We start from the raw sequence: 20,570 nt of genomic DNA, 5'->3' as shown, positions 1-20,570 counted from the left end.
TATTGTAAGCAGAATTTAAAACAAATAAGCAAATTTTTAGACAAAATTTTTTATGAAAAAGCATGAAGTTAAGCTACGCGTGCGTTACGCTGAAACAGATCAAATGGGAGTGGTTTACCACGGTAATTATGCGCAGTATTTTGAAATAGGACGTGTTGAATGGCTTAGAAATCAAGGGGTTTCGTATAAATCGCTTGAGGAAAGTGCCATTATGCTGCCTGTGGTGTCTTTATCAATGAATTATAGGAAACCTGCTTTCTATGACGATGAATTAACCATTACTACCATTCTTAAATACATGGGTGGTGTGAAGATTGAATTTGACTACGAAATTACCAACCAAAATGGTGAGTTATTAACAACTGCTAACAGCGTTTTGGTGTTTGTTGATATGAAAACAAAACGCCCAATTTCGGTACCTCAATATTTAGATGATTTAATTAATAAAGAATAAATTACTAATTCGTTTTTTCTTTTTAAGAATTGTTGTAAATTAAATGAAAATTTAAAATAGTAAGCTATGAGAAATTTAGTGTTGTTCATTTGCTTGTTTTGTTCGTTTATTGGTTTTAGTCAATCACCAGTTGCGGTAAAAGTTCGTTTGTACAAATCCGATGCTAAAGCAGTGCTTTCTGTGCAAAAAAATAACGATCGTTCTGAAAAGATAGAGCAGAATGTTTTTAAAAATTTTGATTTAAAGACAAACGATGTTCTAAGTTTTTATATCAATAATAATTTGGTTGAAACATTAGAAGTTTCTTCAAAGGTTATTGAACGTAAAAGTTTAAGTGTTTTAATTACTGAATCAACTGTTTTGGATGAAGTTGAAATTGAATACACCAATTTAAATAATAAATTAGGTTTAGATGGTACAAAGTATACCAAAGCAGAACGGGCTGTAAAAAAAGATAAGCAGATTACTTATGATGATAAATACTCTGCAACAGGAAACATTAAGTTAGATGGTTTGGTTAACAAACTTTCGGGTAGAGCGAAAACCAATAAAAAAGTGCTTTCTGTAGAAAATGAAATTAATGCTATGGAACGATTTTTAAGTGTGTATTCTGCTGATTATCTATACAAAAATTACAAGTTGCCTAAAGAAAAAGCGCCTTATTTTGCCTTAAAAATGATTGATTACATTCAAAAAGATACCAAAATTGATTCTGATAGCTTTAGAATGTTAATGGAAGAACAGTTGTTGAATTTTAAATACGATTAAGCGTCTTTTTCTTTGATAGATACTTCAAAAATTTGATCAAAGGCATTGAAAATTTCTTCTTGTTGCGTTAAGCGACACGATATTTCAATCAAACAATCTAATTCTAAGGTTTGATTTACCACATGGATGTTTTTCTCTTTAATAACACGCATTACTTTGTTCATATTTTTATAATCAAAACGAATTAAAAAATGAACATCGATGGTTTTTTCAACAATATCTGCAACTTCTAAAGCCATTTGCGCACCTGTTTTGTATGCTGTAACCAAACCGCCAACGCCTAATTTTACACCGCCAAAATAACGTACCACAACCACCAACACATTGGTTACATCAAACGATTGTATTTGTCCGTAAATAGGCATTCCGGCGCTGTTGTTGGGTTCGCCGTCATCATTTGCTCTGTAGTTTTTTGTTTTGGTACCTATTTGGTACGCATAACACCAATGGCGTGCAGTGTAATGTGTCTTTTTTAACTGATCTAAAATAGGTTTTACTTCTTCCTCTGATTGAACAGGAAAGGCGTATCCAAAAAACTTACTATTTTTTTCTTTGAATAAAATTTCTTCGCTAGGTCCTTCTATCGTTTTATAAGTATCAATCATTAGTTGTTTGTGTTTTTATAAATAACCAACGTGTTGTTTGTTATTTTTTGGTGTGATGTTACTACAGCCGATGTTAACTGTGGGGCTTTAATGCCCTTTAAAATAACGGTTTCGCTTTTAAAAACACGGGCTTCATCCCAAATACCTGCATCAATAAATTGTTGTAAAGTGTTTAAACCTCCTTCTATAATAATCGATTGTAGTTTTTCATCGTAACAAACCTTACAAATAGCATCTACCAAATTATTAAAATCTACATCTTTATAAATAATATGCGCTATAGGATTTTCAGGAAGTTGATTTGTTAAACAAAGGGTTGTAGCCTCGGCATTTGTAACAGCAAAATGTTCTGTAATTTTGTGGTTAGCATCAATATATAATCGTGTAGGGTTTTTACCAACATAATCACGAGTAGTTAAACTTGGGTTATCATCTAAAACAGTGTTTGTTCCTACTAAAATAGCCATTTCTTCACTGCGCCATTTATGGGTTAATTGTCTGCTGTATTTGTTAGATAGCCAAACAGGTTTTTGCTCATTTTTAGCAATAGGTGCTATAAAACCATCGGCACTTTCGGCCCATTTTAAAATAATATGAGGTCGTTTTTTAAGGTGAAACGTAAAAAAACGTTTGTGACTTTCCACACATTCTTTTTCTAATACACCCACGGTAACTTTAATGCCCGCTTTTTCAAGTTTTGCAATTCCTTTACCAGCAACCTCTACAAAAGGGTCGGTACAACCAATCACCACATGTTGTATTTGGTGCTTTACAATTAAATCGGCACAAGGCGGCGTTTTTCCATAATGGCTGCACGGTTCTAAGGTAACATACAGCGTACTTTCTGTTAACAAACTTTTATCCACCACACTATTAATTGCATTCACTTCGGCGTGCGCACCACCATAAGCACTCGTAAATCCTTCGCCAATAATTGTATCTTTGCAAACAATTACAGCCCCAACCGATGGGTTAGGCATAGCCGCCGCTAAACCTTTTGTTGCTAAAAACAAAGCGCGTTGCATATAATGTTCGTGTGTTGGCATACTGTAGTTTTTTACAAAATTAAGAAAAGATGACCGTAAACGATTATAAAAAGCAATTTCAATTAGTACTTCCACCGTTTTATGATGAAATGGAACGAACAACTATTTTTTATTGGGCAATAGAATTTGTTTTAGGATATACCAAAGTTACGGCTGTTTTGAATGGAAATGAGTCGGTTTCTGATGAAAATCAATCAAAAATCAACCAAATCATACATCGTTTGCAAAATAACGAACCCATACAATACATAACAGGCAAGGGGTATTTTTTTGGATACGAGTTTAAGGTTACTTCGGCAACATTAATTCCTCGCCCCGAAACCGAGGAATTGGTTGATTGGGTTTTAACGGAAATGAAAAAGCAACCTGCTAAAAAATGGCGTGTTTTAGATATTGGCACTGGCACCGGGTGTATACCTATTACCATTAAAAAAGAATTTCCGTTGGCTGAAGTGAGTGCTATTGATGTTTCGACAGAAGCTTTAAACGTCGCAACCGGAAATGCAAAGCAACTAAATGCCGAAGTTACGTTTATGGAAAAAGATATTTTAACAGTGAAGGATTTAGATACCTATGATATTATTATTTCGAATCCACCTTATGTTCGAAATCTTGAAAAAGTAGAAATTAAAGAAAACGTATTGCAACACGAGCCGCATTTAGCATTGTTTGTTGATGATAACGATCCGTTGATTTTTTACAAGAAAATTACCCAATTAGCACACCAAATTTTAGCAGATGATGGTATGTTGTTTTTTGAGATCAATCAATATTTAGGAAACGAAACCCAAGAAATGATGCAACCTTACTTTAAGAACATCACCTTACAAACCGATTTTATGGGCAATAACCGTATGATGAAAGCTCAAAATAAATTGTAAAGTAATTTAATTAAGTATTACGATATAGTAAACTTTTGACTTTCCACTTTTCAACATTCAAACTATAACAACTATATTTGCATAAATAAAAATTAAAATGGCACAGAAACCAAGCATTCCAAAAGGTACAAGAGATTTTTCTCCAATTGAAGTAGCAAAGCGTCAATACATCATCTCTATCATTAAAAAGCATTTTGAGCGTAGTGGATTTCAGCCCATTGAGACACCTTCTTTTGAAAACTCTGAAACTTTAATGGGGAAATACGGAGAAGAAGGCGATCGATTGATTTTTAAAATTTTAAACTCGGGTGATTTTTTATCAAAGGTAAACGATGCGCTTTTAAACGATAAAAACAGTTTAAAAGTAACACCGCAAATATCCGAAAAAGCATTGCGCTATGATTTAACCGTGCCGTTTGCGCGTTACGTGGTGCAACACCAAAATGAATTAGAATTTCCTTTTAAACGCTACCAAATTCAGCCTGTTTGGCGTGCTGATCGTCCACAAAAAGGTCGTTTCCGCGAGTTTTATCAGTGTGATGCCGATGTTGTTGGATCAACATCGTTATGGCAAGAAGTAGAATTGGTGCAATTATACGATGCCGTTTTTACCGACTTAAATGTGGCAGGTGTTACCATTAAAATTAACAATCGAAAAGTGTTATCGGGCATTGCCGAAGTAATTGGCGCAAGCGATAAATTGATTGATTTTACGGTTGCTTTAGATAAATTGGATAAGATTGGCGAGGATGGCGTGAAAAACGAAATGATGGAGAAAGGTATTTCGGCAGAAGCTATTGAAAAAGTACAACCATTATTTAATTTCACAGGTTCGTTAACTGATAAGTTACAACAATTGCGCAATTTATTAGCTACATCTGAAGAAGGCACCAAAGGTGTTGACGAGTTAACGTTTATTTGCGAAACGGTTGAAGAATTAGGTTTGCAATCGGCAACGTTGAATTTAGATGTTACCTTGGCGCGTGGTTTAAACTACTATACAGGCGCTATTTTTGAAGTAGCTGCCCCAGAAACAGTAAAGTTAGGATCAATAGGTGGCGGTGGACGTTACGACGATTTAACGGGTATCTTTGGTTTAAAAAATATGAGCGGTGTAGGTATTTCTTTTGGTTTAGATCGAATTTATTTGGTGATGGAAGAGTTGTATGTTTTCCCTACAACGGTATCTAATGTAACAGATGTTTTGTTTTTAAATTTTGGCGATGCCGAAGCAAAATATTGTATGAAAGCCATTCAAACCTTACGCAACCAAGATATAAAAGCTGAGTTGTTTCCTGATAAAGCTAAAATGCCAAAGCAGTTTCAGTATGCTGAGAAAAAGGGTATTAAACATGTAGTTATTGTTGGTGAAACTGAGATGAACGAAAATATATACGCTTTAAAAGATTTACAAACAGGCGAGCAGCAAAAATTAACCCTTGAAAAGTTAATTGAAAAGTTTAAATAAAGAAAAATCCAATCATTTGATTGGATTTTTTTTATCTTTAAAATAAAAAGAACATATGAAAAAGTTGGTATTGTTAACTGCGTTTTTTGCTACGTGTACATCGTGGGCGCAAATAACCGAAAGTGTTGTAAATAAAGAGAAATTTGAAAATTCAGGTTTTCCTTTTAAAGGCAAACGTGTTTTAATGGTCGATAATATTTCGGCAAGTAAGGAAGAAAATTATTTTGTGTTTTCTAAAAATGCCCGCGATGAAGCTCAAGACCGTTTGTATATTGAACAGTTTACTAAAGTAGATGGAAAGTGGGAGTTAAAAGTAACTGATGAAGTGGCAGAACCTGATGTTGTAACATCAACTTGGAGTTCAAGAAAAGCATTTTCAGATGTTGATAAAGATGGCAAAGCAGATGTTATTTTGGTGTATTCAAAACATCCAAAAGGGGATATGGATACGCAGTTAAGCGTAGTGCAGGTTTTGTTTTACAAACATCAAATGTATTGGATATCAAGTGATGCAGCTTCTAATTACACAAAAGATACTTTTAGCAACAATTTTAAAGATTTGCCTGAAGCTTTAAAAGAGTTTGCTTTGAGTTTTTGGAAAAGATTGGATAAAGCCTAAAGAACAGAAAACACCAACGTTAATTTATAATTGATTTTGGTGTTTTTTAATCAATTCGGTCAGTAATTTTTTAGCGCGAAGAATCTTTATTTTTACATTATTCAACGGTTCATTTATTATTTCGGCAATTTCGTTGTAACTTCTTTCTTGAAAATAACGCAACTGAATAATTTGTTGGTAATGTGGTTTTAATTGTTTGATACACAATTTTAACGTAGCTAAATTTTGTTCAAAAATCAATTGATCTTCTAAAGTGTCTTCATCAATAATGGTGTTGAAAAAGTATTCTTCATCTTCATCCAAATTAATGGTTTCGTTGTTTTTTCTTTTTCTAATTAAATCAATATGTACATTTTTGGCAATGGCAATAAGCCATGTATTAAACGCAAATTCATCTTTATAAGAAGCTAATTTATCAAATGCTTTGGCAAATGTTTCAATAGAAATATCTTCGGCATCGGTTTCATTTTCGGTTCTTTTTAAAATGAAATGATATACTTCAGACCAATAAACATCTAACAAAGAAGTAAATGCAGATTGATTTCCTTTTTGTGCTTTTTTAATGAGTTCTTTTATTTCTTTTTGCGATGTACTTGTCAATTTACTTTTTGTTTTTAGTAAATAAATTGTTTAAAAACAATCTTAGTTGCATAAAGATATAAAACAAATCAAGAAGTGGGAAATAAACAATTAAATCTGGGTAATGAAGTTTTTTTGCTGTTTTGCCAAAAACAATCCAAAGAATTAAATAACGCAATAAAACAATTGCTAAAGTTATATACCAATATTCAGGCACTATAATAAAAGAAGCAATGGCAACAATTAGAAAGAAAAATTGCAGTGCATTAAAACACTTTATTTTAAAAGCGCTACTACCATTGATGTTTTTTAAAAACTGAGCTTGTTGTTTGTTGAAATATCTAAAATCTGCTTTTGGTAACGCATTAACTTCAATCATAGCATCATTATGTTCGCTTATGGTTGTGTTTTTAGATGTTGAAGCATCGTTTACAAAATATTCGTTTACAAACAACGGTTTTTGCATATGATTGATAAAGCCATTTACTTTATAAAATTCTTCTTTTTTAAAGGCAAGCTGATGCAAATTTAAACTATACGGTTTGCTTACTTTAGACCAAGATAAAGCCTGAAGTTGTTGCATGGTATGATTAAAACGAAAGAATTTATTGAAAAAACCTTTGGTTTTAGAAAAATAAGACAAGCCAACAACAATGGTTTTGTTTAAGGTAAAATGCGATGTTAATTGTACCAACCAATTGTTTGAATGTATTTTTTTATCGGCATCAATACAAACTAAATATTCATATCTACTTGCTTTAATTGCCAAAGTAAGGGCGTATTTTTTGTTGCCCCAAAAAGCTTCGTTATTTACAACATCAACAATTTTAATATTTGGGTAAAGTAAGGCGTACTCTTTTATTAAATGTAGTGTATTATCGGTTGATGCATTGTTAATTAAAACCAATTCAAACTGATGATAGTTTTGGTTTAACAATACAGGAATTAAGTTTCTAAGTTCGTTTTCGTTATTTTTAGCATAAACCAAAACCGAAACAGGGATTCTTTTTGCATTATTTTCGTGCGGTTTGCTAAAAGCTGTGCCCGAGAAAATACCTAAATAAAAAATTAGTAAAACAACAAATAATACCGCTAAAATATAAAGTAATAGTAATGTCATAATTTGCCCTTAAAGTTGCTGCAAAAGTACTTTAAATGTTAACGAAGTACAAACTTAAAACACTAAATAATATTTACTTCGGGCTCTATTGTAATACCAAACTTTTCTAAAACGGTAGCCTGTACGTACTTAGCCATATCAATAAGTTCTTGACCTGTTGCCAAACCATAATTCACTAAAACCAAGGCTTGTTTTGCATGTACACCTGCATCGCCTTTTCTAAAACCTTTTAAACCTGCATGTTCTATAAGCCAACCCGCTGGTACTTTAACTTGGGTTTCATTTACGGTATAATGAGGAATATCGGCGTTTTTCTCTAAAAGTTGATTGTAAAAATCTTTAGAAATAATTGGGTTTTTAAAGAAACTACCGCTGTTGCCAATTTCTTTAGGATCGGGTAATTTTGATTGACGAATAGCAATAACGGCATTGCTTACATCTTTTATAGTTGGGTTTTGTACGTTTTGTGCATCTAATTCTTGCTGTATGGCTCCGTATGATGTGTGTAAAGTATGCGGAACTTTTTTTAGTTTAAAAACCACAGAAGTAATGATGTATTTTCCTTTTAAATCATTCTTAAAAACACTTTCACGATACCCAAAAGCACATTGCGTGTTTGTAAAGGTTTCAATTTCTAAAGTATCTAAATTTAAAGCTTGTAAAGAATCAAACGTGTCTTTTATTTCAACGCCATACGCGCCAATATTTTGAATAGGCGATGGGCCAACTTTGCCAGGAATCAACGATAAATTCTCTAATCCACCTAAGTTTAAAGCAATGGTATGTAAAACAAATTCGTGCCAAACTTCACCTGCTTGCGCTTCAATCCATACAAAATCATCATCTTCTTTAATAATAGCAATCCCTTTTGTGTTGATGTGAAGAACCAAGGCATCTACATTTTTGGTAAGCAACATATTGCTGCCACCGCTTAAAACAAATAAAGGTAACCCAGCATTATTTTCTTTAATGACGCTTTTTAATTGGGTTGTTGAGGTAATTTCTTGAAAATGAGATGCGGTTACGTCTATTCCAAAAGTGTTGTATTTTTTTAATGATTGATTGAATTGCATAGCTTAAATTTTATACAAATAAACAAAAAAGAGCTTGAGTTTAGTTGGATATTTTAAAAATTTCGTAATCTAAATTGGTCGATTTTACAATAAGTTCGGTGCGTTCTTCGTGTGTGTCGGTAATAAACAACTGACCAAAAGTAACATCGTTTACCATTTCAATGATTTTTTGTACACGATCCGCATCTAATTTATCAAAAATATCATCAAACAATAAAATAGGAGCAACGCCACTTTGTTTTTTAATAAAATCGAACTGAGCTAATTTTAAAGCAATTAATAACGATTTTTGTTGTCCTTGCGAACCGTATTTTTTAATAGGATGCGCGTCAATTTCAAAAAGTAAATCATCTTTATGAATACCAACCGATGTGTATTGTAATAGTCGATCTTTCTGTAAGTTTTCTTGAAAAAGTGATGCTAATGTTTTTTCGTGTAATTGACTCTCATATTTTATCTCAACACGCTCACCATTATTGGTTATTTGCTGATGATATTTCGTGAAGATAGGGCTAAAAACAGTGATGAAATCGTTTCTTTGTTGATGAATTTCGGTACCCAATTCATGTAGTTGTTCGTTGTAAATACTTAAAGTATCTTCATCAAACACTCGGTTTAAGGCAAAATATTTTAGCAGCGCATTGCGTTGTGCAATTATTTTTTGATACTGAATAATGTGTTGTAAATAAACAGGATTTTGTTGCGAAATTACTAAGTCAATAAACTTTCTACGGGTTTCACTGCCTTCCGAAATTAAATCTTGATCGCTTGGTGAAATCATTACCAAAGGTATCAATCCAACATGATCGGCAAATTTATCGTACATTTTTCCGTTGCGCTTCAATACTTTTTTTTGTCCTTTCTTTAAGCTGCAAACAATTTGTTCTTTTTTATCAATTTTAGTAAACAAACCTTCCACCACAAAAAAATCTTCGTTGTGCTTAATATTTTGCAATGCAACGGGGTTAAAATAACTTTTACCAAAAGCCAAATAATAAATAGCATCAAGTAAATTGGTTTTTCCTTGACCGTTTTTACCCACAAAGCAGTTGATTTTTTTTGTAAAAATCAATGTTTTATCTGAAATATTTTTAAAATTAAGTACGTGTAATTGCTCTAAATTCACCAAAAAAATCTTTAAAAGATAGTAAACTACAAATTTCATAAAAATATCTAACAAATAGCCTTTTAAATTTGGATAAAAATCCTATTTTTGCCCAGATTAAAATAATACACCATTATGGCAACATATAATAAAAGAGGATATAAGCCTGAAAAACCAGAGGTTGAAAAAGAACTAGACGCTCATCAAGCAGTACTGAACGATCATAGCGAAACCAAAGAAGTTTTTAGCTCTTTAGATTCATCTGCAAATAAAATAGGAACTTGGTTTACTTTAAATCAATCAAAAGTATTTTATGCAGTTGGTGCTTTAGCTTTAGCGGCTGTTGGTTATTTAGGATATCAAAATTTTATTTTAGAGCCAAAAGAAGATGATGCTGCAAACGATATGTTTCAGGCGCAACAATATTATGAGCAAGCTCTTAACGGAGAAGCTTCTGATTCATTGTTTAACTTAGCTTTAAAAGGGGGCGAAGGTAAGCAAGGATTTTTAGCAATTGCCGAGACTTATAGCGGTACACAAGCAGGTAAGTTGGCGCATTATTATGCTGGAACTACTTATTTAAACTTAGGTAAATACAAAGAAGCTATTGCGCATTTAGAGCAGTTTAACTCAAAAGATATGTTTTTAAAAGCAATGTCTTTAGGTGCTATTGGCGATGCTTTTTCTGAATTAAACCAATACCAAGATGCTTTTGATTTCTATAAAAAAGCAGCTGCACATACTCCAAACGATTTTACAACACCTCGTTACGCATACAAGGCTGGTTTAATGGCTTTAGAGTTAGGTAAAAAAGACGAAGCATTGAAATTGTTTACAGATGTTAAAGAAAATTATAAAGGTTCTGTAGAAGCTGCAAATATTGATGTTTACTTAGGAATGGCTCAATAATTATGGCAACTGCTAATAAAAATTTATCAGAATACAACAAAGCCGATTTAATAAATGCAAAAGATTTAAAGATAGGTTTAGTAGTTTCTGAATGGAACGATAAAATTACAAACGGACTTTTTCAAGGGGCTTACGATGTATTGATTGATTGTGGTGCATTACCTGAAAATATTGTACGTTGGGATGTTCCAGGAAGTTTTGAATTGATTTTTGGATGTAAAAAAATGCACCAAACAGAAGAATTCGATGCTGTTATTGCTATTGGATGTGTAATTCAGGGTGAAACCAAGCATTTTGATTTTGTATGCGAAGGTGTTACCCAAGGCATTAAAGATTTGAATGTAATTTACGAAGTGCCGACCATTTTTTGTGTACTAACCGATAATACCGAACAACAATCGATAGATAGAAGTGGCGGTATTCATGGAAACAAAGGTACCGAAGCCGCAGTTGCTGCCTTAAAAATGATTGCTTTAAACAATAATAATTAAAGTCTGGATTTTTCCAGACTTTTTTGTTTTCTTTTAACTTTTACAAAGCATTCTTCTAAGAAAAATACCGTAGAAAAAGCGTATTTTTGTACTTCACTTAAAAACTAAAAACGATACATGTCTAGTGTTATACGTTTATTACCTGATCACGTAGCCAATCAAATTGCAGCAGGCGAGGTTGTTCAGCGCCCTGCGTCTGTTGTAAAAGAGTTGCTTGAAAATGCTGTTGATGCAGGCGCAACTGCTATTAAATTGGTGGTTAAAGATGCGGGTAAAACCTTGATACAAGTTATTGATAACGGTAAGGGAATGAATGAGATTGATGCGCGTATGTGTTTTGAACGTCATGCAACCTCTAAGATTGCACTTGCCGAAGATTTATTTCAACTACAAACCAAAGGGTTTCGTGGAGAAGCTTTGGCATCTATTGCTGCCATTGCGCATGTTGAATTAAAATCTAAAGAACATACTGCCGAATTAGGTACACACGTAATTATTGAAGGAAGTAAAATTGTTTCTCAAGAAGTGGCTGTGGTGCCAGATGGTACATCGTTTTCTGTAAAGAATTTATTTTTTAACATTCCTGCCCGACGTAATTTCTTGAAGTCAGATCAAGTAGAATTGCGCCATGTTATTGATGAATTTGAGCGTGTTGCTTTGGCGCACAATAACATTCAGTTTACTTTTATTCACAACGGCAGCGAACTATTTAATTTACCTGCATCCAATTACCGTCAACGTATTGTGAATGTTTTTGGTGGCAAAACCAATGAAAAGTTGGTGCCTGTACAAGAATCAACCGAAATTATTGAAATTCATGGCTTTGTTGCAAAACCCGAATATGCCAAAAAAAGTAGAGGAGAGCAGTTCTTTTTCGTGAACGATCGTTTTATAAAAAGCGGTTATTTACATCATGCAGTAACTGCCGCTTTTGAAGGTTTGTTGAAAGATGGTACACATCCAAGTTACTTTTTATACTTAACCTTGCCTGCAAATAGTATTGATATCAACATTCATCCAACCAAAACCGAAATTAAGTTTGATGACGAGCAAGCTTTGTACGCTATTTTACGAGCTACCATTAAGCATAGTTTAGGGCAGTTTAATGTGGCGCCTGTTTTAGATTTTCAAAAAGATGATTTAGATGTTCCATATAGTTATGAAGGTACCAAATCAGTAGAACCAACTGTTGAGGTAGATACTTTTTTTAATCCTTTTGAAAGCATGAAGTCGAGTTCTAATTTGGCAAACCAAATTGGGTCTACTATTTTGAAAGGTGATTTTAACCCTTTTGAAACGGTGAAGCCTAAATCGAGTTCTTTTTCTGGTGGATCAAATACTTCGTTTCAAGAGAAGAAACATAAATCAGGCGGATGGGAAACATTGTATGAAGGAATTTCTGATGCAAAGGAAATAATCTTAACATCTGCCAATCATCAGTTTGATGAAGAAGTAATTACAGGATCTTTGTTTGATGATGATAATGTACAAGCAACGCATCATCAGCAATCGTATCAAATTCAAAAAAAATACATCATAAGTCCTATAAAATCGGGTATGATTATTATTGATCAACGCCGGGCGCATCAACGTATTTTATACGAACATTACATACAATCGTTTACGGTGAAACAAAATGCGAGTCAGCAATTGCTTTTTCCGTTATCTTTGTATTACACGGTGTATGAAATGGAGTTATTGCGTGGTATTGAGAGTGAATTAATACAAATGGGTTTCTTGTTTGATGAAATATCCAACGAAAAAATCATTATTTCGGGCATTCCTGTTTCTATTACCGAAAGTGAAGTTTCTATCGTTTTAGAAGATTTATTGAATGATTTACAAGACAATGTACCAAGTGATGTAATGATTTTACACGATAGAATTTCAAAATCGTTGGCGCAAAGTTTGGCTGTAAAAACAGGTACGTACTTAACCGATAAAGAACAAGAAAATATTGTAAATAGTTTGTTTGGCTGTGAAAATCCGCAAACGTCGCCTTTTGGCAAAACTACTTTTATAACCATGAAGGTAGAAGATATTGATAAAAAATTTATGTAATGAATCAAATTACCGAAGTTGTAAAACAATTATTAATTGTAAATATTATATTATTTGTAGGAAGTTTATTGGTTCCTGTCTTAAATGATTATCTGCCGTTGTATTATTTTGAAAACCCTGCTTTTCAATTATGGCAACCTATAACGCACATGTTTATGCACGGAAGTGTTTCGCATATTTTATTTAATATGTTTGCGTTGTATTCTTTTGGATCGGTTTTAGAACAAATTTGGGGAGGTAAAAAGTTTTTTATTTTTTATATTTTATGTGGTTTAGGAGCTGCTTTTTTACATACTGCTGTAAATTATTGGCAAGTGCATGATGTTATGAATACATTGAATTTAAATGGCTTTACAAACGAATCAATTTACGAGTTACTAAACAAAACAATGATTGATACACGCTGGCAACAGTTTGTTTCATCAGAGCAAATTCAAGCAATGGGTTCTAGTTATTTATCTGTAGCAGTAGGTGCATCAGGTGCTATTTATGGTTTACTAGTAGCTTTTGCATTTATGTTTCCTAATGCGGGTTTATCATTACTTTTTATTCCTGTGCCTATAAAAGCAAAATATTTTGTACCCGGAATTTTAGTTTTAGATTTAGTTTTAGGATTTAAAGGAGCTGCTATTTTTGGTGGCGGAACAGGAGTTGCGCATTTTGCGCACATTGGTGGAGCTTTAGTAGGCTTTTTGTTAATGTGGATGTGGAAGAAAAAACAATTTGATCAATACCGTTGGGATAAAAAATAATGATGAAAGCGCTGCAAATAAATAAACTTACTATTGTACATAAATTACTTATTGCCATTGCAAGCATAAGTATATTTGTTATGCTTACTAAGTTGTTTAATGTAGCAGTGTATAAAACAATTATTGAACAGTTTGCCCTTTTTAGCGATTTTACTATTTTTAAATACCGCATTTGGCAATTTGTAACCTATAGTTTTTTACATGCCGATATTATGCATTTAGTGCTTAATATGGTTATGTTGTATTTATTTAGTCAGTTGTTTTTTACTTTTTTCAACGAAAAGCAATTGCTAAAAGCTTATTTTTTAGGCGGAATTGCAGCTGGTATTTTTTACTTTGCAATTTGTAATATATTTGGCTTAAAAAGTTTTGTAGTAGGCGCATCAGGTGCTATAATGGCTGTTTTTTTTACTGTTGTTGGTTACAATCCAAAAATGCGTGTTACCATAATAATTTTTGGAAACATTGCAATATATTACATTGCACTAGCGTTTATTGCTTTTGATGTGGTACAATTGTTTTTTAATAATGCTGGCGGACATCTAGCACATATTGGTGGAAGTATTTTTGGTTTTTGTTACGGCAAGTATTTAGGGGGATTTTTATGGACGAATAAACAACCAACAAAGAAAAAATCACCGTTACGTACTGTACATAAAGTCAATCAAGATCAAAGAAAAAGTGCCCAAAATGATGTTCAAAAGCAAATAGATATTATTTTAGATAAGATTAGTAAATCGGGATACGAGAGTTTAACTCAAGAAGAAAAAGAGTTTTTGTTCAAACAAAAATAACCTTATGAAAAATTTAGCGTGGTTTAATAAAATTGCCTTTTTTTTAAATATAGCATTGGTAATACTTACCTTAATGGGGTATGTGTTGCCATCTATGGCGCCTAAATTATTTCCTTTTTTATCTGTATTAACGCTTATTTTGCCAACACTTTTAATGCTTAACTTGGTATTTGTAGTGTATTGGTTGGTACAGTTAAAAAGACAAGTTTTCTTATCAATTGTTGTTTTTTTAATTGGCTACACATTTTTTACTAAGTTCTACAAATTCTCTGCAACAAACGAAGAGCCAATTGAGAGTGATTTTACCGTTTTAAGTTATAATGTACGTTTGTTTAATTTGTTTAAATGGATACCTAACGAAAACGTACCTGAAAACATCAAGCGCTTTATTGAAGAACAAAATCCTGATATTATTTGTTTTCAAGAGTATTCAAAATCAGCTGATTATGAGTTAGATGATTACAAGTTTCGTCATATTATCATGCATGGTAATCAAATCAAAACAGGTCAAGCTATTTATTCCAAATTTCAAATAATTGATGAAGGCGAAATAGCGTTACCTAATTCTGATAACAATGTGGTGTATGCCGATATTAAAAAAGACAATGATACTATTAGAGTGTATAGTATTCACTTACAATCAGTAAATATTAGTCCTGATATTAACGAAATTAACGAGAGTAAATCTAAACGTATTTTCAATCGATTAAGTGAAGCTTTTAAAGTGCAACAATTGCAGTCAGAATTGATTCAAGCACACATGGAAGACTTTAAAGGACATAAAATTATTTGTGGCGATATGAACAATACGGCTTTTTCATACGTTTATAAAAACATTAGCGGTAATATGAACGATGCTTTTGTTGAAGCAGGTAAAGGTTTTGGACAAACGTATAATTACAAATATTACCCAGCACGTATTGATTATATTTTAACCGATGATGTTTTTGAAGTAAAAGAATTTAAAACTTTTAAAGAGTTTAAAAATTCAGATCATTTTCCTATTATGGCACGTTTAAATATGAAAAACACACAAAAAAAGGATAACTAATTTAGTTATCCTTTTTTAATTTATCTTTTTAAATATAAATACGCTTCAGTTCCAGCTGGTGGAGTTTCTCCATCAGCAGAAACTAATTTAACTTTTAAATCAGTAGCTGTTAACGAAACAACTTCAGTAATTAACGTATAATTATCGTCAGAATCAATCATTGTAATTTGTTTCTTAGCTGCATCATAAGACCATGTTCCAGGGTATTCCTCTTTTGCACAATCGTTATCTTCATCATGATAAACCTCATCTTTAGTACCACCTGTTTTTAGATTATAATAATCATAATCACAACTTCCAGGTTTTAAATCGTCTTTAGTAGATGTACCATCTTCTATAGTTTCCGACTGAATTAAATTCCATTTACCTTCTAATTTTGGTTGAGTATTTGGATTTTCACCTCCTGGCTTGTCATCATCACCACACGCTACCAATGTCATTGAAAGCAATGCTGAAAGAAACACCAATTTTTTCATAAGTAATTATTGTTAAAATTTAAACAAAGATAATTTTATTATAACATAAAACAATAAAAATGATATTTTTAACATAATGTAATTTATTTTAGCTTTTCTAATTCATCATCAATATCTTTCATAAAAATTTCATCAAAACGTTCTACATAAGGCTCTACCATTTTATCGTTTTTAAGATATAACTCCTTTGCTTTTAAAAAATGTTGTTTTGCTTTATCTTTTTGGTTTTTCATGGCATAAATTTGTCCAGCATAAAAGTTAAGTTCTGCCTTTACACTATACGCCATATTTAATTGCTCTTCTAAGTAATGAAGTGATTTATCTAAATCACCCAATTTAAAATAGCTTCGGGCAAGATAGAAATTGACTAGAAAATCATCTTTCCTGTTTTGACCTTGTTTTTCAAGTAAATCCAATAAATAATTAAAAGTATCAATAGCTTTTTGATATTCACTTAACTGATAATACGCTTGCCCCTTTAAAAGTAAACACGATTCACCATGACATGCTTTGTGTGGTATTTTACTTATTTCAATTACTTTGTCAACATCTTTAATGGTACTTTCGTAATCATGGTAAAAATACAACATACTCCAGGCTTTGTATTCTAAAGCTCTTGTTTTACCATTAGCAGTATCTATTGCTACTGCTTTGTTAAGCATTTCCATTGCTTTTATATGTTCGCCTGCTTTTTTGTACGAATAAGAAGCACGTTCCATATATTCTACATGATCAGGTACCGCCATTAAAGCACTGTCTTTATAGATTCGATGAAGTTTTCCTGTTTGAAACCAAGGGTTAAACTTCATCGACTCTTCATGATAATGGTCTGCTAATTTTGCACGCTCTTCTGTTGAAAGATTTGCAAATGGATTTTCGTTTTTCTGTATTTTGCAAGAAAATAGAACAATAACGAATGCTATAAGTACTGTTTTTTTTATGGACATAAATCTACAATTTTCCCGTCTTTAATTTTAAACATAAAAAACGCATGAATATCTTTGTGGTAGCTTATTTGTTCAAAATTGGGCCAATCTTTTAAAAGTGTAATTTCGTTTATTAAATGTTTTATAAGTTCTGGATTGTACGTTGTGGGTTGATACAAACTAGTCATTTGTTCTACCCCAAATCTCCCAATTTCTTTAGCACAATTAATAGTGAAATGTATGGTTATATATCCGTTACCTTTCGCTAAAGGTGCATTTTTGCCTATTTTTGATAAGATATAATTATTACCTTTTGTATAGGTATAATCTCCGTTATAATATTCTTTAGGATGACTGTCTAAACAAACACTAAATTCTTTTTCGGGCATGTATTTTAGGGTTGATTTTTTAAATGTTTCAGTAATTTTTTCTCGTTGATCGTAATAAACTAAAGAAAGCGTTTTTTTGTTTAATTTGATAATTTGATACAGCCTTTTAGTATCGTTTTCTTTTGATTGCTTAATTTCCAAAAACAGTGAATTATTTTTTTGAAATAATTCATAAGGAACCAATTCTTTCTCGGCATACATTAATTTATTTTCTAAAAAATAATTGTTTATAATTAAAAGAGAATCTTTTGAGAAAGTATATGATTTTTTTATTTGTAAATCGCTGTTAGGACTGCTGAATGTTTTGTCTATTTGTGTTTCAAATGTACTTTTTGGAAGTATTTTTTTTATATTTTTCAAATCTATTGATACATCTTCTATTACTTTAAAAAAAGTGTAATCTACTTTTGTATTGTCCTCATTTATAAACTTTAAGACTATAGATTCTTTTCCTTTTTCAATCAATACATTTTGAATAGAATCTTTTGAAACTTTATTATTTTTGTAGGCTTGATAAATTTTGTTATTAGAATCAAAAAAATAAATAGAATCATTTCTTATTTCAAGAAAAAAGTTGGTAGGGTAATTAATGTTTTCAAAGACATATCCTAAAACATACAAATTGTTTTCTTTTATGGTTTGAGTCCACCCCAAAGTAAAAGAAAAAAAGGAGAGAAGTAGTAATAGTTTTTTAATCATAGGTATACGTTTGTTTTTGGTAATACCAAATGTATACAAAGCCTGTTGATATAAACCTATTTTAACAAAGATATAAGTGTTTTGTATATAAACAAAAAGGAGATTTCAATTTGAAATCTCCTTTTTTTATTTTACCAATGTTTGACTTTTTAAATAATCAACAGCGTAACGTCCTTCGTTAAACAACAAATCTAAAATACTTAAGTTGTTTAAGAACCCATGTTTTTCTTGAAAAACCTGCGTGTATGGTTCAAAGGTATTGATGTCTATTTTACCGTTTGCAAGAAATCTTAAATCGGTTTGCTCTGGAGTTTTAAAATATTCTTCGGTTTTGGTATAAGGCAATTTTAAACCCAAACAATCCATCAATATTTCATGAATTTCAAAATTCAAATCCATCATAAATTGATGCTTCTTTTCAAAAATCGGACGAATATCATCTTCGAAATATTCAAAAAAAGGCGATGTTCTATACGCAGCTTCTAATGATTTAAAATGCTGTTTTTGCCAATCAAAAGCGGTTTCTAAACGGGTATCTTTAAATAAACGTTTGCTTTCTTCTTTAGAATGTTTTACAGGAATGTTTAATAGTTGTAAACCATTAGGACTGTAAATATACATTCGGTTTCGGTTGGTTTGTTTCTGAAAATTATCTTCTACTTCAAAGGTAACGTTATTGGCTTGCACCATGGCTACAAAATGACTAATAGAAGGGAAATAGGTTGGATGTATTAAAACATTCATTAATAATTGTATTTTTTTGCTTTGCGTTTTTTGATAAAACTATAAATAAGGTAGCCTACTAATGAAATGGCAAAATAAATGAAAAACGAATGTGGTTTACCAGTACCGTGAACGGTTGTAAATAATCGATCCCAACGAATTTTATCAAACAATTTACCCATTGGTACATTAGGATCTAAACTCATCCAAATAAAAACAGGTTTTCCTACAATGTGATCTTCTGGCACAAAACCCCAATAACGACTGTCTTCTGAGTTATGACGGTTATCTCCCATCATAAAATAATAATCTTGCTGAATGGTGTAAGTTGTAGCAACTTTATCGTTAATATAAATAGCACCGTTTTTAACTTCTAACTTATTATGCTCATAATCTTTTATTATGGCATGATACATTGGCAAAGTTTCTGTGTTTAATTGTACTACTTCACCTTTTGCTGGAATATGCAACGGACCTAAATTATCTGCGCTCCAAGGTTTGTTATGAGGGAAAATTCTTGGATCAGCACTTTGATCATTAATTTTAGTAACATCTTTTATAGATGATAATTGCTTTAATTGTTCAGCACCTTCGATAGTTAATGCATTAATAATAAAGGTATCTGATGTAGCTTGCTGAACACCATCTGTAACATGTAAATCTTTAATTAAAAAGTTAACATCTAATGGCGCACCATTTGTAGTTACTCTATAAGCATACTGAATTTTAGCTCTATCGCCTAAATCTAAAACTTTATCATTAATATAAACAACACCGTCTTTTACTTGTAAATTATCACCTGGTAAGCCAACAGTACGTTTTACGTAGTTTGATTTTTTATCTAAAGGTTTATCGGCTCTTCTACCAGAACGATCAAAGAATTGATATACCGTGTCAATAGGCCAGTTAAATACCATAATGTCATTATGATCTGGTTTTTCAAAACCAGGAAGACGCATATATGGAATTTGAGGAAACTTACTGTATGATTTTACCTTAGCAACAGGAATGGTATCATGAACCATTGGTAACGCAATTGCTGTTTGCGGTAAGCGCGCACCATAGTTTACTTTACTTACAAATAAGAAATCGCCTACTAAAAGGGTTTTTTCTAATGAAGATGTAGGAATGGTAAATGGTTGAATAAAATAGGTATGGATAATAGTTGCTACTACCACTGCAAAAAGGATGGAACTTACTGTTTCACCAGCTTCAGTAGTTGGTTTAAGGCTTCTGTTAGGGATATAAGTTACATTTTCAAAGTAATTTACATAGTATACATAAAAACCTAGAGTTACAACACCTAAAACAGTATCGGTAACCGATTTTTTACCAAAACTACGTAATGTTTCAACCCAAACAACTGGAAACATAATTAGGTTTACAATAGGTATAAAAAGCAAAATTACCCACCATTTTGGTCGGTTAATAATTTGCATTAAAACAACTGCATTATAAACAGGTACTGCTGCTTCCCAAGCTTTTCTACCTGCCTTTATGTATAATTTCCAAGTTCCTAAAAAGTGTATTACTTGTACAACTAGGAAAAAGATAAACCATTGTGTAAATGTCATAAAATAA

At 32.0% G+C, this 20,570-nt stretch carries 22 protein-coding genes; 11 read left to right on the top strand and 11 right to left on the bottom strand.

The genetic code is table 11. From position 1 onward, the window contains the following. Positions 1 to 52 precede the first annotated feature (52 nt). Positions 53 to 454 (top strand): thioesterase family protein, encoded by a 402-nt coding sequence (locus tag H1R17_RS14150; RefSeq protein ID WP_163430584.1) that lies wholly within the window; start codon positions 53 to 55, stop codon positions 452 to 454. A 66-nt stretch (positions 455 to 520) separates the two neighbouring features. Beyond that, the gene (locus tag H1R17_RS14145) at positions 521 to 1,222 is read left to right on the top strand and encodes a hypothetical protein (RefSeq protein WP_163430586.1); all 702 of its coding nucleotides are present in this window, start codon (positions 521 to 523) and stop codon (positions 1,220 to 1,222) included. Here the strand turns inward: H1R17_RS14145 and H1R17_RS14140 are convergent. Both H1R17_RS14140 and ribD read right to left on the bottom strand, forming a co-directional pair. Next, positions 1,219 to 1,827, bottom strand: a complete 609-nt coding sequence (locus tag H1R17_RS14140) for a YigZ family protein (RefSeq protein ID WP_163430587.1) — start codon at positions 1,825 to 1,827, stop codon at positions 1,219 to 1,221. The genes H1R17_RS14145 and H1R17_RS14140 overlap by 4 nt on opposite strands. Then, positions 1,827 to 2,873, bottom strand: a complete 1,047-nt coding sequence (ribD, locus tag H1R17_RS14135) for a bifunctional diaminohydroxyphosphoribosylaminopyrimidine deaminase/5-amino-6-(5-phosphoribosylamino)uracil reductase RibD (protein WP_163430589.1) — start codon at positions 2,871 to 2,873, stop codon at positions 1,827 to 1,829. Before ribD ends, H1R17_RS14140 begins: the two co-directional genes overlap by 1 nt. A gap of 29 nt (positions 2,874 to 2,902) precedes the next feature. On the opposite strand from ribD, the gene prmC reads away from it, so the two are divergent. The 3 genes from prmC to H1R17_RS14120 all read left to right on the top strand — a co-directional run bounded on the left by prmC (position 2,903) and on the right by H1R17_RS14120 (position 5,841). Further along, entirely contained in the window at positions 2,903 to 3,754 is an 852-nt protein-coding gene (gene prmC / locus H1R17_RS14130) for a peptide chain release factor N(5)-glutamine methyltransferase (RefSeq protein WP_163430591.1), read from the top strand. A gap of 97 nt (positions 3,755 to 3,851) precedes the next feature. Beyond that, on the top strand, positions 3,852 to 5,222 hold the full coding sequence (gene hisS / locus H1R17_RS14125; RefSeq protein WP_163430593.1) for a histidine--tRNA ligase: 1,371 nt from the start codon (positions 3,852 to 3,854) through the stop codon (positions 5,220 to 5,222). Between the two features lie 55 nt (positions 5,223 to 5,277). Then, positions 5,278 to 5,841 carry a hypothetical protein gene (locus tag H1R17_RS14120; protein ID WP_163430594.1) on the top strand — a complete coding sequence of 188 codons (564 nt, stop codon included), beginning with the start codon at positions 5,278 to 5,280 and terminating at the stop codon, positions 5,839 to 5,841. A 24-nt stretch (positions 5,842 to 5,865) separates the two neighbouring features. On the opposite strand, the gene H1R17_RS14115 is transcribed toward H1R17_RS14120, so the two are convergent. From H1R17_RS14115 to H1R17_RS14100, 4 genes are all read right to left on the bottom strand, one after another. Beyond that, positions 5,866 to 6,441 (bottom strand): RNA polymerase sigma factor, encoded by a 576-nt coding sequence (locus tag H1R17_RS14115; protein ID WP_220458647.1) that lies wholly within the window; start codon positions 6,439 to 6,441, stop codon positions 5,866 to 5,868. Position 6,442: 1 nt separating this feature from the next. Next, complete coding sequence (locus H1R17_RS14110; RefSeq protein WP_163430596.1) at positions 6,443 to 7,540, bottom strand: glycosyltransferase; 1,098 nt, start codon at positions 7,538 to 7,540, stop codon at positions 6,443 to 6,445. Positions 7,541 to 7,602: 62 nt separating this feature from the next. Beyond that, positions 7,603 to 8,613: a UDP-N-acetylmuramate dehydrogenase gene (murB, locus tag H1R17_RS14105; protein WP_163430597.1), complete on the bottom strand. Its 1,011-nt coding sequence runs from the start codon at positions 8,611 to 8,613 to the stop codon at positions 7,603 to 7,605. A gap of 40 nt (positions 8,614 to 8,653) precedes the next feature. Further along, positions 8,654 to 9,739, bottom strand: a complete 1,086-nt coding sequence (locus H1R17_RS14100) for a DNA replication/repair protein RecF (protein ID WP_163430947.1) — start codon at positions 9,737 to 9,739, stop codon at positions 8,654 to 8,656. Positions 9,740 to 9,853: 114 nt separating this feature from the next. Between H1R17_RS14100 and H1R17_RS14095 the strand changes: the two genes are divergently transcribed. The 6 genes from H1R17_RS14095 to H1R17_RS14070 all read left to right on the top strand — a co-directional run bounded on the left by H1R17_RS14095 (position 9,854) and on the right by H1R17_RS14070 (position 15,776). Then, positions 9,854 to 10,627 carry a tetratricopeptide repeat protein gene (locus H1R17_RS14095; RefSeq protein WP_163430599.1) on the top strand — a complete coding sequence of 258 codons (774 nt, stop codon included), beginning with the start codon at positions 9,854 to 9,856 and terminating at the stop codon, positions 10,625 to 10,627. A 2-nt stretch (positions 10,628 to 10,629) separates the two neighbouring features. Further along, positions 10,630 to 11,118, top strand: a complete 489-nt coding sequence (ribH, locus tag H1R17_RS14090; protein WP_163430601.1) for a 6,7-dimethyl-8-ribityllumazine synthase — start codon at positions 10,630 to 10,632, stop codon at positions 11,116 to 11,118. 117 nt (positions 11,119 to 11,235) lie between these two features. Then, positions 11,236 to 13,179, top strand: a complete 1,944-nt coding sequence (mutL, locus tag H1R17_RS14085) for a DNA mismatch repair endonuclease MutL (RefSeq protein WP_163430603.1) — start codon at positions 11,236 to 11,238, stop codon at positions 13,177 to 13,179. After that, a complete protein-coding gene (locus tag H1R17_RS14080) occupies positions 13,179 to 13,931 on the top strand; it encodes a rhomboid family intramembrane serine protease (RefSeq protein WP_163430605.1) in 753 nt (250 codons plus the stop codon). Before mutL ends, H1R17_RS14080 begins: the two co-directional genes overlap by 1 nt. Then, the gene (locus H1R17_RS14075) at positions 13,931 to 14,725 is read left to right on the top strand and encodes a rhomboid family intramembrane serine protease (protein ID WP_163430607.1); all 795 of its coding nucleotides are present in this window, start codon (positions 13,931 to 13,933) and stop codon (positions 14,723 to 14,725) included. Before H1R17_RS14080 ends, H1R17_RS14075 begins: the two co-directional genes overlap by 1 nt. A 4-nt stretch (positions 14,726 to 14,729) precedes the next feature. After that, positions 14,730 to 15,776 (top strand): endonuclease/exonuclease/phosphatase family protein, encoded by a 1,047-nt coding sequence (locus tag H1R17_RS14070; RefSeq protein ID WP_163430609.1) that lies wholly within the window; start codon positions 14,730 to 14,732, stop codon positions 15,774 to 15,776. 20 nt (positions 15,777 to 15,796) lie between these two features. Here H1R17_RS14070 and H1R17_RS14065 read toward each other — a convergent pair whose 3' ends face one another. The 5 genes from H1R17_RS14065 to lepB all read right to left on the bottom strand — a co-directional run bounded on the left by H1R17_RS14065 (position 15,797) and on the right by lepB (position 20,563). After that, positions 15,797 to 16,252: a lipocalin family protein gene (locus H1R17_RS14065; RefSeq protein WP_163430611.1), complete on the bottom strand. Its 456-nt coding sequence runs from the start codon at positions 16,250 to 16,252 to the stop codon at positions 15,797 to 15,799. An 83-nt stretch (positions 16,253 to 16,335) separates the two neighbouring features. Next, entirely contained in the window at positions 16,336 to 17,199 is an 864-nt protein-coding gene (locus H1R17_RS14060; RefSeq protein WP_163430613.1) for a lipopolysaccharide assembly protein LapB, read from the bottom strand. Continuing rightward, positions 17,190 to 18,266 (bottom strand): hypothetical protein, encoded by a 1,077-nt coding sequence (locus H1R17_RS14055; RefSeq protein ID WP_163430615.1) that lies wholly within the window; start codon positions 18,264 to 18,266, stop codon positions 17,190 to 17,192. Before H1R17_RS14055 ends, H1R17_RS14060 begins: the two co-directional genes overlap by 10 nt. A gap of 126 nt (positions 18,267 to 18,392) precedes the next feature. Further along, positions 18,393 to 19,010, bottom strand: a complete 618-nt coding sequence (locus H1R17_RS14050) for a WbqC family protein (RefSeq protein WP_163430617.1) — start codon at positions 19,008 to 19,010, stop codon at positions 18,393 to 18,395. Continuing rightward, positions 19,010 to 20,563, bottom strand: coding sequence for a signal peptidase I (gene lepB / locus H1R17_RS14045; protein WP_163430619.1), 1,554 nt, complete (start codon positions 20,561 to 20,563; stop codon positions 19,010 to 19,012). Before lepB ends, H1R17_RS14050 begins: the two co-directional genes overlap by 1 nt. Positions 20,564 to 20,570 lie beyond the last annotated feature (7 nt).

Origin of the sequence: Flavobacterium sp. xlx-214 (assembly GCF_013874595.1) — a bacterium.
Taxonomy (GTDB): domain Bacteria; phylum Bacteroidota; class Bacteroidia; order Flavobacteriales; family Flavobacteriaceae; genus Flavobacterium.
The sequence above is the reverse complement of the archived record's forward strand: the minus strand, read 5'-3'. Positions and strand labels throughout refer to the sequence as shown.